At 57.4% G+C, this 16,107-nt stretch carries 15 protein-coding genes; 7 read left to right on the top strand and 8 right to left on the bottom strand.

Annotated elements, in window-relative coordinates:
- Positions 1 to 50: 50 nt before the first annotated feature.
- Positions 51 to 656, top strand: a complete 606-nt coding sequence (locus AC2FLX_RS06080) for an OmpW/AlkL family protein (RefSeq protein ID WP_480749277.1) — start codon at positions 51 to 53, stop codon at positions 654 to 656.
- Positions 657 to 707: 51 nt separating this feature from the next.
- Here AC2FLX_RS06080 and AC2FLX_RS06075 read toward each other — a convergent pair whose 3' ends face one another.
- From AC2FLX_RS06075 to AC2FLX_RS06065, 3 genes are all read right to left on the bottom strand, one after another.
- Positions 708 to 1,871, bottom strand: coding sequence for an isovaleryl-CoA dehydrogenase (locus AC2FLX_RS06075; RefSeq protein ID WP_496810369.1), 1,164 nt, complete (start codon positions 1,869 to 1,871; stop codon positions 708 to 710).
- A 176-nt stretch (positions 1,872 to 2,047) separates the two neighbouring features.
- Positions 2,048 to 3,238: a DegT/DnrJ/EryC1/StrS family aminotransferase gene (locus AC2FLX_RS06070; protein WP_480749275.1), complete on the bottom strand. Its 1,191-nt coding sequence runs from the start codon at positions 3,236 to 3,238 to the stop codon at positions 2,048 to 2,050.
- A 47-nt stretch (positions 3,239 to 3,285) separates the two neighbouring features.
- Positions 3,286 to 3,969 (bottom strand): HAD-IA family hydrolase, encoded by a 684-nt coding sequence (locus AC2FLX_RS06065; RefSeq protein ID WP_480749274.1) that lies wholly within the window; start codon positions 3,967 to 3,969, stop codon positions 3,286 to 3,288.
- Between the two features lie 133 nt (positions 3,970 to 4,102).
- Here AC2FLX_RS06065 and glmU point away from each other — a divergent pair, with 133 nt between their 5' ends.
- From glmU to AC2FLX_RS06045, 4 genes are read left to right on the top strand one after another with little or no spacing between them, the layout of a single operon-like run.
- A complete protein-coding gene (gene glmU, locus AC2FLX_RS06060) occupies positions 4,103 to 5,452 on the top strand; it encodes a bifunctional UDP-N-acetylglucosamine diphosphorylase/glucosamine-1-phosphate N-acetyltransferase GlmU (RefSeq protein WP_496810368.1) in 1,350 nt (449 codons plus the stop codon).
- 6 nt (positions 5,453 to 5,458) lie between these two features.
- Entirely contained in the window at positions 5,459 to 7,279 is a 1,821-nt protein-coding gene (glmS, locus tag AC2FLX_RS06055; RefSeq protein ID WP_496748397.1) for a glutamine--fructose-6-phosphate transaminase (isomerizing), read from the top strand.
- Positions 7,280 to 7,282: 3 nt separating this feature from the next.
- Positions 7,283 to 7,825 (top strand): pyridoxamine 5'-phosphate oxidase family protein, encoded by a 543-nt coding sequence (locus tag AC2FLX_RS06050; protein ID WP_496810367.1) that lies wholly within the window; start codon positions 7,283 to 7,285, stop codon positions 7,823 to 7,825.
- Complete coding sequence (locus AC2FLX_RS06045) at positions 7,797 to 8,519, top strand: DNA alkylation repair protein (RefSeq protein ID WP_496810366.1); 723 nt, start codon at positions 7,797 to 7,799, stop codon at positions 8,517 to 8,519. The genes AC2FLX_RS06050 and AC2FLX_RS06045 overlap by 29 nt, the downstream gene beginning before the upstream one ends.
- Here the strand turns inward: AC2FLX_RS06045 and AC2FLX_RS06040 are convergent.
- Positions 8,507 to 8,839: a hypothetical protein gene (locus AC2FLX_RS06040; protein ID WP_496810365.1), complete on the bottom strand. Its 333-nt coding sequence runs from the start codon at positions 8,837 to 8,839 to the stop codon at positions 8,507 to 8,509. The genes AC2FLX_RS06045 and AC2FLX_RS06040 overlap by 13 nt on opposite strands.
- A 183-nt stretch (positions 8,840 to 9,022) precedes the next feature.
- Between AC2FLX_RS06040 and moaA the strand changes: the two genes are divergently transcribed.
- Positions 9,023 to 10,030 (top strand): GTP 3',8-cyclase MoaA, encoded by a 1,008-nt coding sequence (gene moaA, locus AC2FLX_RS06035; protein ID WP_496810378.1) that lies wholly within the window; start codon positions 9,023 to 9,025, stop codon positions 10,028 to 10,030.
- A 1-nt stretch (position 10,031) separates the two neighbouring features.
- Positions 10,032 to 11,330: a 3-deoxy-D-manno-octulosonic acid transferase gene (locus AC2FLX_RS06030; RefSeq protein ID WP_496810364.1), complete on the top strand. Its 1,299-nt coding sequence runs from the start codon at positions 10,032 to 10,034 to the stop codon at positions 11,328 to 11,330.
- A 45-nt stretch (positions 11,331 to 11,375) separates the two neighbouring features.
- Here AC2FLX_RS06030 and AC2FLX_RS06025 read toward each other — a convergent pair whose 3' ends face one another.
- Genes AC2FLX_RS06025 through argE form a run of 4 tightly spaced genes read right to left on the bottom strand, consistent with a single transcriptional unit; the run spans position 11,376 to position 16,106 of the window.
- Entirely contained in the window at positions 11,376 to 12,539 is a 1,164-nt protein-coding gene (locus AC2FLX_RS06025) for a M20 aminoacylase family protein (protein ID WP_496810363.1), read from the bottom strand.
- 22 nt (positions 12,540 to 12,561) lie between these two features.
- Positions 12,562 to 13,725 carry a M20 aminoacylase family protein gene (locus AC2FLX_RS06020; RefSeq protein WP_496810362.1) on the bottom strand — a complete coding sequence of 388 codons (1,164 nt, stop codon included), beginning with the start codon at positions 13,723 to 13,725 and terminating at the stop codon, positions 12,562 to 12,564.
- A gap of 15 nt (positions 13,726 to 13,740) precedes the next feature.
- On the bottom strand, positions 13,741 to 14,907 hold the full coding sequence (locus AC2FLX_RS06015) for a M20 aminoacylase family protein (protein WP_480749265.1): 1,167 nt from the start codon (positions 14,905 to 14,907) through the stop codon (positions 13,741 to 13,743).
- Positions 14,908 to 14,939: 32 nt separating this feature from the next.
- Positions 14,940 to 16,106 (bottom strand): acetylornithine deacetylase, encoded by a 1,167-nt coding sequence (argE, locus tag AC2FLX_RS06010; protein WP_496810361.1) that lies wholly within the window; start codon positions 16,104 to 16,106, stop codon positions 14,940 to 14,942.
- Position 16,107: the final 1 nt, after the last annotated feature.

Raw genomic sequence — 16,107 nt, 5'->3', positions numbered from 1 at the left:
CGAAAAACGGCATTAACGCGCGAAATCAAACGGTTTCTAAAGGAGTCACCATGAAACGCACAGCCGCCGTACTGGCATTGACCACGGCACTGACCGCCCTCGCCGCTCCCGTTTTCGCCCAATCGCGTGGCGACTGGACAGTGGGTGTCGGTTTCGGCTACCTGGACCCCAAATCCGACAACGGATCGCTTGCTGGCTTCAGTGCGTCGATCGATGATGACACGCGCCCGATCTTTACTGTCGAGTATTTCATCCGCGACAACCTGGGGATCGAGTTGCTGGCAGCCACCCCCTTCGAGCACGATGTTACCCTCGGTGGAAGCGTGGACGCGGGCAGCGTCAAGCACCTGCCGCCAACCCTGTCGCTGAACTACCACTTCCCGACCAACAGCGCCTGGAAGCCCTATGTCGGCGCAGGCCTGAACTATACCGTGTTCTTTGATGAACAATCGCCGTTGGGCGACCTCAAGGCCGACGATTCCTTTGGCGTTTCTCTGCAGGCTGGCCTTGACTATCAGATCAGCGACACCGGTGCTGTCCGCCTGAACGTGCGTTGGTTCGATATCGACACTGACGTAACCTTGGACGGCGCCGGTATCGGCACTGCCGAAGTCGATCCGTGGCTGATTGGACTCACCTACGTTCATCGTTTCTGATCCTTGCACCGCAATGCCCCGTCACCTCAACCGTGGCGGGGCGATCCGTTTTCAGAGCATAGTATTCATCAACTCGCGCCCGATCAGCATCCGGCGAATTTCGCTGGTACCTGCGCCGATCTCCATCAATTTGGCGTCGCGGAAAATACGGCTGACGGCTGCATCCGAAAGGAACCCGGCCCCACCCATCGCCTGTACGGCCTGATGCGCCTGAACCATTCCCTGTTCAGAAGCATAGAGACAGCAGGCCGCCGCATCCTGCCGGGTCACGTCACCGCGGTCGCAGGCCTTGGCCACCTCATAAACATAGGCACGCGACGAATTCATCGCCGTGTACATATCCGCAATCTTGCCCTGCATCAGCTGGAACGTGCCAATAGGTTTGCCGAACTGCTTGCGCTCGGCCAGATACGGCATGACCTCATCCAGGCAGGCCGCCATGATGCCCAGCCCGATACCCGCCAGCACGACCCGTTCATAGTCGAGACCAGACATCAGGACGGCAACTCCCTTACCCTCCTCGCCCAGCACGTTTTCGAAAGGCACTTCGGCGTCCTCAAAGATCAGTTCAGCGGTATTTGAGCCACGCATTCCAAGTTTGTCGAAATGGTTAGAGGTCGAGAACCCCTTCATCTCCTTCTCGACCAGAAAGGCAGTAATCCCTTTCGATCCCGCCTCGGGATCGGTCTTGGCATAGACGACCAAGGTATCCGCATCCGGACCGTTGGTGATCCAATACTTGTTGCCGTTCAGGCGATAATGATCGTTCCGCTTTTCGGCACGCAACTTCATCGACACCACGTCAGACCCTGCCGAAGGTTCGGACATCGCCAGAGCGCCCACATGTTCTCCCGAGACCAAGCGCGGCAGGTACTTGCGTTTCTGCTCCTCGGTACCGTTCAGCTTGATTTGGTTCACGCACAAATTCGAGTGAGCGCCGTACGACAGGGATACCGAGGCCGAGGCCCGCGCGATCTCTTCAACGGCGACTGTGTGAGCCAGATACGACATTCCCGAACCGCCGTACTCCTCGGGCACGGTGATGCCCAGCAGGCCAAGCTCACCCATCTCCTTCCAAAGATCGTTGGGAAATTCATTGGTCCTGTCGATATCTGCGGCCATCGGCTTGACCCGTTCCTGGGCCCAGCGATGCACCATATCACGCAGGGCGTTCACATCTTCGCCCAGATCGAATTGCATGGTCGCGGTGAACATCTGCGCTCTCCTCTCGCAATTATTGAACACTTGTTCAATAATGAGATAACAGCGAATCTCTTTTCGGTCAACGATTGTGTTTCCCCGCGACCCCACGTCGACCGGAAACAAAAAACGGCGCCCCGTCTCCAGAACGCCGCTTCAAAATGTGTCGGACGCTGCCTGTGTTTGTTCATTCAGGATTGAAACACCGCACCGACTTCGGCCCGAATGATGCGTGCGATCAAACGGCAATCGTCCAGCGAGAATGTCAGAGGAACACGCATGTCAATGACCCCAGCCAGAATGCGGTCGGTTTTTGGCAAGCGCTCACAATCGGCATAGCGCCAACTGTCATACCGCGAAGTGAAGCCACTGGGTTCCGTTCCGCCGAACCACTTCAGATCAACCCCGCGCTCGGCACATCGGCGGATCACCTCGCCGACGCGTTCGGCGGACCAGTCGAGCAGAAGAAACTGAATGGACGATCCGACATAGAATTCCGCCTCGGGTCGCTCGACAACGGTTAGGCCCGGCGTGTCACGCAAGCCTGCCTCGATCTCGCGATACCGATCGTTCCAGCGCGCCACCTGTGTTTCCAGATCGCGCAACTGGGGGCGCAGGATCGCGGCCCGCAAATTGTCCATCCGCCCCGAAATGTTCGGAGTATGGTACTTGATGCGCTCAAACACTTCCGGTCCCGGCGCCGCCACATGACGTTCGTATAGCATGTATGAACCCGACATCATCACCGCTCGCGCCGCTAGTTCCTCGTCATCGGTGATCAGCAAGCCACCCTCACCCGAGTTTACGTGTTTATATGTTTGGCAAGAATAGCACCCTATGGCGCCCTGCCGTCCCGACAGCGTACCGTTCCAGCGCGCGCCCATCGTATGCGCGCAATCTTCGATCACCCTAATTCCGGCTTCATCACAAATCTGCATCAACCGATCCATGTCGCACAGATGGCCGCGCATATGGCTAAGCATCAAAACTTTCGCCTGACCTGCCTTTGCCGCGAGATCCTCGAGGTCAATCGTCAATCCCGCGGTGACACCAACAAAAACCGGTCGACCACCCGCCGAAGCAATCGCGCCGGGAACCGGAGCCAACGTAAAGGCATTGGTCAGCACTGGATCTCCGGGTTTTACACCAGTAGCGCGCAATGAGGTTGCAAGCGCATAACCGCCCGATGCAACAGCGACGCAGTATTTCGCGCCCATCTGGGCTGCGAACTCCTGCTCGAGCAACGCCGTTTCACTCATCTCGCCCGGGACAACGTTGTAGCGATGCAACCGCCCATGGCGCATAACCGCAACTGCGGCCTCGATGGCATCATCGGGGATCGGCTCCTGTTGGGTGAAGCTGCCTGAAAACTTCTCGGTCATGTCTATTATGCTCCCAGCAATACTACGGGCAGAGGTTGGAAAGCTGGCTACAACCCGACTGGCTCTGGTTGCCCGATCAACTCCGCGACCAAGGCGGGCAAGTGATCGAAATGATGCAATAACGCCTCAGGACCAAGCGCAGCCATGTCGTCGCCAGATGGTCCAAATGTTACCAGAACAGACGGAACCCCGGCAGCGCGCGCCGTGTTCCTGTCGGTGTCGGAATCCCCGACCAAAATGCACCGGTCCGGATCACCTCCGGCGCGGCGAACAGCCTCGCGCAATGGTTCAGGATCGGGTTTGCGCACAGGCAGGGTGTCAGCTCCGATCAGCGAGTCGAAAATGTCACGCGCGCCCAGGCGCGTCAGCAGCAGATCGGCCAAGGCTTCGGGCTTGTTGGTGCAGATGCCAACCTTGTATCCTGCTGCCCGCAACGCATCCACCGCAGCCAGCGCACCAGGGTAGAATTGCGTGTGGTGGTCGATGGCCTCTCCGTAAGCTGCCAGCAGGATCGGATAGTATTCATCGACCGTGGCAGCCTGATAACAGTCCAGACGTTCCAGACCATGTGTCAGCATCTTTTTTCCACCACGCAGGGCAATCCCGGCATCCTCGCCGGGCACTAGAACATCACCATGCCCCATCAGCCGAAAACAATGGTTTGCGGCCGCCAGAAGATCACCCGACGTATCTGCTAGGGTTCCATCCAGATCAAAGATAACCGTGCGCATTCCGTCTCCATGCTCGGCGGGATTTCGCCTTGTCGTGTTGCAATCGGCAATTTTGTTTGATCACCGAACTGCTTGCGCCTTTGGACATAGCGGATAAAACGGTCAGCAACAAAACGAAAGAGAAAACCTATTCATGAGCACTGCATTGGTCATCCTCGCGGCCGGAAAAGGCACCAGGATGAATTCGGAATTACCAAAAGTTCTGCATCCAATAGCACAGGTCCCCATGCTAATCCACGCAATGCGGGCAGGCGCGGTACTGAACCCCGAGCACACCATCGTGGTTGCCGGTCATGGCGCGGAAGCCGTGCGCCAAGAGGCCTGCGCGGAAGACGAACGAGCGAGGATAGTTGTTCAGGACGAACAGTTAGGGACGGCCCATGCTGTCAATCAAGCTCGAACCGTGCTGGACGGGTTCCACGGCGACGTTGTGGTGCTGTATGGTGATACGCCCTTCATTCGACCAAACACTCTCGAAAGAATGATTGAGGCTCGGAGGGGGAACGATCTGGTCATTCTCGGCTTCGAAGCCGCCGATCCGGCGAGATACGGTAGATTGGTAATGAATGGCGATATGTTGGAGCGTATTGTCGAATTCAAAGACGCTTCGGCAGATGAACGTTGCATAACCTTTTGCAACTCAGGTCTGATGGCCTGCGATTCACAACTATTGTTTTCACTCATTTCAAGTGTCGGCAACGACAACGCATCGGGTGAATACTATCTGACTGATTTAGTTGAGATCGCCCGGGATCGAGGCCTGAAGGTCACTGCCATTGCCTGTGATGAGGAGGAAACGCTCGGGGTGAACTCGCGCACAGATCTGGCGGCAGCCGATGCCGTGTTCCAATCGAGGGCACGAGCAGAGTTGCTGGAACTTGGCGTCACATTGATGGCCCCTGAAACTGTCTACCTGGCGGCGGACACCGTGATCGGCCGCGATACTATCATTGAACCCCATGTGGTGTTTGGGCCGGGCGTCACCATAGAAAGCGGCGTCACAATCCGAGCCTTTTCACATCTCGAGGGCTGCCACGTCAGCCAAGGCGCGATTGTCGGGCCATATGCCCGTTTGCGACCCGGCGCCGAATTGGCCGAGAACGCCCGAATTGGCAATTTTGTGGAAATCAAGAACGCCGAGATCGGCGAGGGCGCCAAGGTCAACCACCTCAGCTATATCGGTGATGCCACGGTTGGGGCGTCGACGAATATCGGCGCTGGCACGATTACCTGCAATTATGACGGCGTGATGAAGCACTACACGAGCATTGGGGATAACGTCTTTATCGGCTCGAACACCATGTTGGTTGCGCCTGTCTCTTTAGGTAACGGGGCGATGACGGCAACCGGAACAGTCGTCACTCGTGATGTTGAACCGGATGCATTGGCGGTCGCGCGCGCCAAACAGGAAAACAAACCCGGTTATGCGCGTAAATTGTTTGATATGTTGAAGGCGAAAAAGGCTCGCCGCGATAAAGGATAAGTTTCTATGTGCGGAATTGTTGGGGTTTTAGGCCATCACGAGGCGGCGCCGATCCTGGTGGAAGCGCTCAAACGGCTTGAGTATCGCGGTTATGACAGCGCCGGGATTGCCACAATCAATAATGGCACACTGGATCGTCGCAGGGCGGTGGGCAAACTGGTCAATCTCAGCGATCTGCTGGTACACGAGCCCTTGGCCGGCAAGTCGGGCATTGGACACACACGCTGGGCCACGCACGGCGCACCTTCCATCAGCAACGCGCATCCCCATCGCGCCGGCCCGGTAGCAGTTGTCCATAACGGCATCGTCGAAAACTACCGGGAACTACGTGCGGAACTGGCTGATAACGGTATCAAGTTTCAAACCGAAACGGATACCGAAACCGTCGCGTTGATGACGGAACATCATATGCGGGGCGGTCTGGATCCGGTCGCAGCCGCCTTCAAAACAATTGACAGACTCCACGGCGCATTTGCTCTCGCCTTTCTTTTTGAAGGCGAAGAGGACCTGATCGTTGCGGCGCGCAAAGGGTCGCCGTTGGCCATCGGTCACGGCGAGGGCGAGATGTTCGTGGGGTCCGATGCCATCGCCCTGGCCCCATTGACCAACAGCATCACTTATCTGGAAGAAGGAGACCGAGCGGTCGTAACTCGGTCCTCCGTAGAAATTCGGACGGAAAGCGGAGAGTTGGCGAACCGCGAAATCCGAGAAATCAAACTCGATCACGCCCGAACCGGCAAGGATGGCTACAAGCATTACATGGCCAAAGAGATCAATGAACAGCCGGTGGTCGTTGCCGATGCCATTCGGTCTTATCTGCCATCCGGAAGTGAGCAGGTAAGCCTTCCGGAAGATCTGGATTTTTCCAAGATTGACCGTTTGACCATGGTCGCCTGTGGCACAGCCTTTTATGCTTGCCTGACGGCAAAATACTGGTTCGAACAGCTGGCGAAAATTCCGGTCGAGGTCGATATCGCGTCCGAATTCCGTTACCGCGAACCGCCTTTGGTGCAACGAACGCTTGCCCTGTTCGTAAGCCAATCGGGCGAAACCGCCGACACTCTGGCGGCGTTGCGATACTGCGAAGGAAAAGCAGACAGGATAGTATCCGTCGTCAACGTCCCCGAGAGCTCGATCGCGAGGGAAAGCGATATCGCCCTGCCGATTCATGCAGGTGTTGAAATCGGTGTCGCATCTACCAAGGCCTTCACCTGCCAATTAACGGTGTTGCTGTTACTGGCTTTGAAAGCTGCTGCAGATCGCGGAACTCTGACCCACGACCAACTATCGGATCACTTCTCTGCATTGCGAGGACTGCCATCGGCGCTTAACGCCGCTCTGGATCAGAATGACGCGATCCGCGTCGCCGCGCAGCAACTCAGCGAAGCGCGCGACGTCCTGTTCTTGGGCCGCGGACTTATGTATCCTCTAGCGCTCGAAGGGGCGCTAAAGTTAAAGGAAATCAGCTATATACACGCCGAGGGCTACGCGTCTGGCGAGCTCAAGCATGGCCCCATAGCCCTGATCGACAAACACATGCCTGTGGTGGTTCTGGCACCGCACGACGGGTTGTTCGACAAGACGACGTCGAACATGCAGGAAGTCATGGCACGCAAGGGCAAGGTCATTTTGGTGTCAGACGATGACGGCATTTCGGATGCCGAAGATGGCGTCTGGTCGACGATCCGAATGCCACATATCCACAACAGCCTTGCGCCGATCCTCTACGCTGTTCCCGCGCAGTTATTGGCCTATCACACGGCAGTTGCAAAAGGCACGGATGTCGACCAGCCGCGCAACTTGGCGAAATCCGTAACGGTGGAGTAAGACATGTCCAAACAGTTTCCGGCGCTGGACGAAGTGCACCGCAAGTTCATTGAAGGCCAGCATATCTTCTTTACTGGTTCGGCTGGCCCCGAAGGGCGTGTCAACATATCCCCCAAGGGAATGGATTCCTTGCGGGTAATGGACTCGAACCGCATCCTTTGGATGAACCTGACCGGTAGCGGCAATGAAACCGCCGGGCATCTGCTTGAGGCCAACCGTATAACGCTGATGTGGTGCTCTTTCACAACGCGACCGATGATTTTGCGCGTATACGGATCTGCTCGCACGGTCCAGGTAGCTGATCCCGACTGGGGAAAACTGTCCTCTCAATTTCCCTCTCATCGCAGCGCGCGTCAGATCTTCGACGTTAGCGTGGACATGGTCCAGACCTCATGCGGCTATGCAGTTCCGTTCATGGATTATCGATCCGAGCGCGACACGATGCAAAAATGGGTGGATGGAAAATCCGACGACGACATCCGCTCCTATTGGGTCGAAAAGAACCAAAAGACGATCGATGGGAAACCCACTGGCGTGCCAGTCTGATCCGGTCATGCTGGGCTCATTTCTAGATCAAATCAAGGCACATGCCGATCCAGAACGATCGGCCCAAATGGCAGCTTATCACAAGGCGGATCGTCCCTATCTGGGCGTGGCCAATCCGATTCTCAACGAATTGGCCAAGACGTGGCGTCAGGAATTGGCGGTTGGCACACGGGTGGAACTGGCCAATGCTCTGTGGCAAACAAACATACACGAAGGCCGTCTGGCCGCCGCGAAATTGCTGACTCAGGCCCGTATCGGATCTGACGAGGCAGTTTGGGCTTTGCTGCAAAGCTGGGTTTCCGATTTTGACGCATGGGCCGTCGCCGACCACGCCTGCATGGCGATGCAAAGGCGCCTGACCGCTGATCCCGAGCGTCTGGATCAGGTCGAAGGCTGGACTAGATCCGAACATATGTGGACGCGCCGCGCCGCATTGGTCGCGACCCTTCCCTGGACCAAGCAGAACCACCCCAAGCCCGAGGATCTGCACCGGCGGGAAAGGGTTCTCAGTTGGGCAGCGGACTATGTCACGGATCGCGACTGGTTCATCCAGAAGGCCGTCGCCTGGTGGTTGCGTGACCTGTCCAAACATGACGCGCCGCGCGTCACGGCATTTCTGAGCGAACATGGTGCAACCATGAAACCGTTTGCCCGAAAAGAAGCTGGCAAATACCTGTCAGATCAGTTGGAATAAACGTTCAACTCGACCAATTGATCCAGCGGCAACAACATCGACTGCATTGCCTCCAAAGACAAACGGCTTCCCGCACCTTGGGGTCCCGGTGCAGGGATTAGCAGAACATAGACCTGAGCGCCGGTATCCCGTGTTACCACACGCCCGTTGATCTCGGTTTTCACCAATGGTGTCTCCAGCCACCGCCCCGGTCGCGTCGGATCGCCAAGTCCTGCAATGGTCTGCCTGGCCCCATTCCAGCCCGGATCGGCTGCGATTGGCGTCTGTGCCACCCCTTCGGGGGCTTCGGCGGAAACATCGGTGACAACGGGCTCGGACAACGTTTGATTCTCTCCGAAGAGACGGTCTTTGGTCGACCGTATGGCCGAACACCCCGCGAGCGCGACAAGTATAACCAAGGCGATGTATCTCATGCCTGCGACCCTATCCGCGCCCACAAAGACATGCCAGTCAAAACGCTGTTGGCCCTTGCCGAGGCCCATCACCCGCTTTACCTATGGCGCATGACTGCTCCGCTGATCGACCCGTTTGCCCGCGCCATCACCTATCTTCGCGTTTCCGTGACGGATCGCTGTGATTTCCGCTGTGTGTATTGCATGTCGGAAAACATGACCTTTCTACCCAAGAAAGAGCTTCTGACGCTGGAAGAGTTGGACCGCATGTGTTCAACCTTCATTCGCATGGGAGTAGAAAAACTGCGCATTACGGGCGGAGAGCCCTTGGTGCGGCGGGACATCATGACATTTTTCAACGCCATGACCCGCCATCTGGAAAGCGGCACGCTGAAAGAACTGACATTGACCACCAACGGCTCGCAACTGTCGCGCTTTTCGGATCAGCTCTATGCCGCTGGGGTGCGACGCGTGAATGTGTCGCTGGATACGCTAGACGAGTCGAAATTTTTCGATATCACCCGCTGGGGTCGGCTGCCGCAGGTCTTGAAAGGCATCGATGCAGCGCAAAAGGCAGGACTTCGGATCAAGATAAATACCGTGGCCCTGAAAGGTTTCAACGAGGAAGAACTGCCCCGCATTACCGAGTGGTGCGCCGAACGCGACATGGACCTGACCTGGATCGAGGTCATGCCGATGGGCGACATAGGCAATGAGGATCGTCTGGATCAGTACTGGTCACTGAAAGACGTGCGCTCGGATTACGAAAGACACTATCAGGTGACCGATTTGGCCGAACGCACGGGCGGACCAGCCCGGTATGTGAGGCTAGAGGAGACTGGCCAAAGGATCGGGTTCATCACTCCGCTCAGCCACAATTTCTGCGAAAGCTGCAACCGAGTGCGTCTGACCTGCACAGGCGAATTGTTCATGTGTCTCGGGCAGGAAGATATGGCCGATCTGCGCCAACCCCTGCGCGATCATCCGAACACGGAGGAGGCCCTGGAGGCGGCCATTCGCGCCGCGATCCATCTGAAGCCCAAAGGGCACGATTTCGATTATTCGCGGCAACAGGTGGATGGCCGAATGACCCGGCATATGAGCCACACAGGCGGCTGAGGTGTCTGGCAAATCAGGCAAGGCCACATTGCTCTATGCGGCATATTGCGGCGCAACTGCTCTGTTGGCTCCAATTGCGTGGTTGGCGGTTCGCCGCAAGCTGGACCGTGCCGGTGTTTCCAGGATCCGACAACGGGAACGTCTGGGCCACGCAAGCCAGCCCAGGCCCGATGGCCAGTTGATCTGGTTTCATGCGGCCAGCGTCGGAGAAAGCCTTTCTGTTCTCGGCCTGATCAAACGTTTGGGTCTGCGCCTGCCCCGCGCAGAGTTTTTGATCACCTCCGGCACCCCCACCTCGGCCGCTTTGATCGAAAAACGCATACCTCCCCGTACCCGCCACCAGTATCCGCCGCTTGACACACCAGGGTCCGTGCGCAGGTTTCTCGCACATTGGAAACCAGATGCCGGGATATTCGTGGAAAGCGAAATCTGGCCGCGGTTGGTGGTGGAAAGCTCTTCACGCGGCATCCCATTGGCCCTGCTGAACGCACGACTATCCGAGAAATCGGTGCAGGGTTGGAAGAAGCGCCCTGATACTGCTCGGTTCATACTGGATCAGTTCCAGCTGTTTCTTACCCAAAACGAAAAGACGGCCGTAAATCTAATCGAAATGGGGGCCGAAGCCGCCCGTGTGCAGCCCGGAACCAACCTCAAGGCGATGTCTGATCCTTTACCGATCGATAACAATACCCGAGACGAAATTCAGGCGCAAATTGGTGAACGCCCGATCTGGGTTGCAAGCTCTACACACGCTGGCGAAGAAGAAACCGTTCTCGCGGCCCACACTGAACTGTTAAAAAACTGGCCCAACCTCCTGCTGCTGCTTATCCCACGCCATCCCGAACGGGGGGACGAGGTCGCAAGCCTCATCTCTAAAGCCGGGCTTCAAATGGCGCGACGAACGTCGAAGGACCTCATCACGTCGCAAACACAGGTCTATATGGCAGATACGCTGGGTGAAACCGGGACTTGGTACTCCCTCTGCCCCTTGGTTTTTTTGGGTGGCTCCCTGAAGGAGATCGGCGGACACAACCCGTTCGAGCCGGCTCAGGCCGGGGCGGCGATAATTACCGGGCCGGGCTATTTCAACTTTGCGGAAACGTACAAACCGTTGATCAGGAATGGCGGTGCAATCGAAGTGCGCGCTGCTCGGGATCTGATAAAAGCCATCACGCGATGGTTGTCCGACGAACCTGCACTGAAAGCAGCCCGAGAGGCTGCGCAAAGCTGCGTGTCCGATCAAAAACAGGCATTGGACGCCGTCATTGATACATTATGCACTCAGCTTGATCCGGCTTGAAAGATCGTCAGGGCACGAGAGTTGTTCGCCCGCGCCCATGGCGGATCACGCCGCTGGCATGCGTTTTTCGACAATCTCGGCCCACCAGCTGCACCCGGCAGGGATTGCCTCGTCGTTGAAGTTATATTCCGGGTGATGCACCATTGCCGTATCGCCATTGCCGACAAGGATATAGGCACCCGGTCGTTCTTCGAGCATGAAGGCGAAATCCTCGCCCCCCATCACCAGAGGCGCTTCCTCGCAATCGCCGGACACCGCGCGTGCCACTTCGGCGGCAAAGCCTGTCTGCTCATCGCTGTTGACCATAACCGGATACCCGCGGATGTACGTTACGTCCGCCGTACCGTCAAAGGTCGCCGCAACGCCGGTGCAGATTCCCTTGATCCGTTTTTCGGCCAGATCGCGCATTTTTTTGCTCATGGTGCGCACGGTGCCTTTGATCTGCACTTTCTGCGGGATCACGTTGAATGCCTTGGAAGATGTCTCAAACGATGTAACCGATACCACCACCTGATCTATGGGGTCGGCATTGCGCGAGGCGATGGTCTGCAGCGCCAGTACCGCCTGCGCTGTCATCACAGTGGTGTCCACCGTCTCATGCGGTTTGGCGGCGTGGCCGCCTCTGCCTTCAAAGGTGATGTCGAATTGGTCGGTTGCCGCAAAAAACGCGCCGGGCCGGATCGCGAAACTGCCGACCGGTTTACCCGGCCAATTATGCATCCCATAGACTTCCTGAATATTCCAGCGATCCATCATGCCGTCTTCACACATCTCGCGACCGCCGCCGCCACCCTCCTCAGCGGGCTGAAAGATCACAACGACTGTACCGTCGAAATTACGGGTTTCGGACAAATACTTGGCAGCCCCCAGCAACATCGCGGTATGGCCGTCATGACCGCAGGCATGCATCGCACCCGGCGTCTTGGAGGCATAGTCCAGCCCTGTCGCCTCGTGAATTGGCAAAGCGTCCATATCGGCGCGCAGACCGATCACCTTGCCCTTGCTGTCACTCTTGCCTTTGATGACGCCGACAACGCCGGTGCGACCAATACCCGTGACCACTTCGTCACACCCGAATTCTTTCAGCTTTTCCGCCACCAATGCGCTGGTGCGATGCGTTTCGAACAAGATTTCCGGGTTCTCGTGGATGTCGCGCCGCCATGCAGAGATTTCCTCCTGCAGCTCCGCAAATCGGTTTTTCACTGGCATATCTGTGTACTCCTTGAGTTTCTCAGGCCGCCGGCATCCGGCGTTCGACCATTTCAGCAAACCACGAGCACCCAAGCGGAATGATCTCGTCGTTGAAATCGTATTCCGGGTGGTGCAATCCGGCGCTGTCACCATTTCCCAGAACGATGAACGCACCCGGCCGTTCCTGCAGCATGAATGAGAAGTCCTCACCCCCCATCACCATCGGCGCCTCGACGCAGCTGCCGCCGACCACAACCGCAGCTTCGGTAGCAAAGCCGGTCTGCTCTTCGGCGTTGATCGTTACCGGAACTCCGTGGCTGTAGCGAATATCGGCTGCTCCTCCGAACGCTGCAACGGTCCCGGTAACAACCTCCTTCAGACGGTTTTCGATCAATTCACGCGCGTCATTCGAATGGGTTCGGACAGTGCCGCGCAACCTGGCGGATTGCGGAATCACGTTAAAGGCGTTGGACGAGGTTTCCACCGAAGTCACCGACAGGACAGCTTGCAATGTCGGATCCACGTTCCGCGATACCACCGTTTGCAGCGCAATGATGACCTGAGCCAGCATAACCGTGGTGTCTACCGTGTCATGCGGCTTGGCCGCGTGGCCACCGCGCCCGGTCAATTGAATGTCAAACTCGTCCGCCGCCGCCAGCAAAGGCCCGGAACGGATGGCAAACTGACCTGTCTTCAGACCCGGCATGTTGTGCATGGCATAGACTTCCTGAATGCCGAACCGGTCCATCAAGCCGTCTTTGACCATCGCCTCGGCCCCGTTGCCGCCCTCTTCGGCAGGTTGGAAAATCACAACGGCTGTGCCATCGAAGTTACGGGTTTCCGCCAGATATTTCGCTGCCCCCAAAACCATCGCTGTATGGCCATCATGACCGCAGGCGTGCATGGCACCCGGTGTTTTCGAGGTGTAGTCCAGCCCAGTCAGCTCATCCATCGGGAGCGCATCCATATCGGCCCGCAATCCGATTGAACGCCCCTTTGTATCCGTCTTTCCCCTAATAACGCCGACTACACCTGTGCGGCCAATACCAGTCACCACCTCATCACAACCGAACTCCTTCAGCTTGTCGGCCACCAGCGCACTGGTGCGGTGCGTGTCGTAAAGAATTTCAGGGTTTTCATGAATGTCACGCCGCCAGGCCGTGATCTCGTCATGCATTTCAGCGAGCCGGTTCTTGATCGGCATGCCATTCCCCCCTTTTCACGCCACAGGCATTCGTCGTTCCACCAACTCTGCAAACCAGCTGCAGCCGGCTGGAATGGCGTCATCATCAAAATTATAGGCCGGGTGATGACACATGGCCGTATCCCCGTTCCCAATGAAGATGTAGGCCCCAGGGCGTTCTTCAAGCATGTAGGCAAAATCTTCTGACGGCATGATCGGATCGGTTTCGTCGTTTATCTTACCTGCCACCGCCTTTGCGGCCTCTGCGGCAAACCCCGTTTCGGCTTGGGTATTCATCGTGACGGGGTAGCCGGGTGTCCACGTCACCTCGGCTTTGGCGCCAAAAGCCGAGGCGGTATCTTCGGCGATCCGACGAACACGTTCTTCCGCAATCGCACGGTATTCTGGATCGAGCGTCCGAACCGTTCCTTGAAGCCGGGCGGTATGCGCGATGACGTTGGATGCCACGCTGTCGGTTTGGAATGTGCCTACGGTCAGCACCACGCTCTTGATCGGATTGACCGTTCGGGAAACGACCGACTGAAGGGACACCACGGTCTGCGCGGCGACCAATGTCGTATCTACGGCATCATGCGGAGCCGCGGCGTGGCCACCCTTGCCGGTCACGACGATCTCAAACTCATCGGACGACGCCAGAAGCGCGCCGGGGCGTATGGCAAACTCCCCTACCGGCAGCCCCGGCATGTTGTGCATTCCATAAACCTCCTGAATGCCCCAGCGATCCATAAGACCGTCCTGGCACATCGCAAGCCCGCCCGCCCCTCCTTCTTCCGCCGGTTGGAAAATCAGCACCACTGTCCCGTCGAAGTGCCGCGTCTCAGCCAGATATTTCGCGGCCCCAAGCAGCATCGACGTATGCCCATCATGCCCACAGGCATGCATCTTGCCGGGTACGGTCGAGGCATAGTCTACCCCAGTTGCCTCTTCGATTGGCAAGGCATCCATGTCTGCCCGCAGCCCGATCACACGGCCCTTGGTGTCAGATTTGCCCTTGATTACCGCAACGACACCCGTCTGACCGATACCGGTCGTGATGTCGTCGACACCGATCTCTTTCAGTCGCTCCACCACAAATGCTGCAGTCTTGTGCACGTCGTACATGAGTTCCGGATGAGCGTGCAGGTGACGCCGCCATTCAGTGATTTCCTGATGCATTTCTGCGAGCCGGTTCTTTATCGGCATTTCCAACTCTCCCCTTTTGGTCGCTGGCCCGGTCAGGCCGTCAGCCTGTCCAGCAAACGCTCCATGAATGTATGTCCCGCGCTGAATTGTGCCACGGTAATGTATTCGTTGGGTTGATGTGCCTGCGCGATGTCGCCGGGACCACAGATGACCGCCGAGTACCCCGCCTCCTGAAACTGACCCGCTTCGGTGCCATAGCTTACGACATGGCGGGCGTTGTCACCAGTGAGGGCACGCACCAGCGTTTCGGCCTCACCATCCTCTTCGGGCAAAAGCGCGGGAACGGCAAAGTTCTCGGAAATCTCGATACACGCTTCCGGATGAACAGCCTGCATGCTGGCCTCGGTGCGACGCACCTGTTCCAGATAGGCATCACGCCACATGCCTGCATCTTCCCCCGGCACCACTCGGAAATCCATCATAAAGCGGCAATCCTTGGCGGTGATGTTATGCGCCGTTCCACCTTCGATCATGCCTACATGACAAGTCGTCCATGGCGGATCGAACAGTGCCGCCACTTCAGACGGCTCTGCAGCCATGTTTTCGGCATTGCGGGCATTCGCCCAGTCGATCAACGGCGCTGCAGACATAATTGCGTTGACGCCAGTATGCATGATCGAACTGTGCACCTCGAACCCGACGACATGCGTGTCATATCCAAAGCTGCCCTTGTGCCCGGTCACAGCCTGCATCATCGAAGGTTCACCCACAATCACGGCGCCGCCCTTTGGCAGCACCCTTTGCATCTCGGCGATCATTGGAGGCGCACCAGTACAGCCGACCTCTTCATCAAAACTCAGAGCCAATTGCAGCGGGCGGGTCACGTTGCGGTACTTTGCTTCGACCATCGCCCAGATCGCAAGCGCGTCGAACCCCTTCATGTCGCATGTGCCGCGCCCGAAATACTTGCCGTCACGCTCGGTTACTGTGAAAGGGTCGCTATCCCAGGGCTGGCCATCGACCGGCACCACATCAGTATGACCGGACAGAACAACGGCCCCCTCTTCCCACGGCCCTACATGCGCAAACAGCGCCGATTTGTGTGGTTGTCCGGGATCCGGCCAGCGATGAGCCTCGATCCCGTGGCTGTAAAGATAGTCTGCGATCCAATCGACCAAAGGCAGGTTGGTATCACGACTCACTGTTGGAAACGAGATCAGTTTGGTCATGATCTCCAACGGCGACAGACGTGTGGGCATA

Source organism: Ruegeria sp. YKSF57 (genome assembly GCF_059612585.1).
Note: the sequence above shows the minus strand (reverse complement) of the source record. Positions and strands in the feature narration are given on the sequence as shown.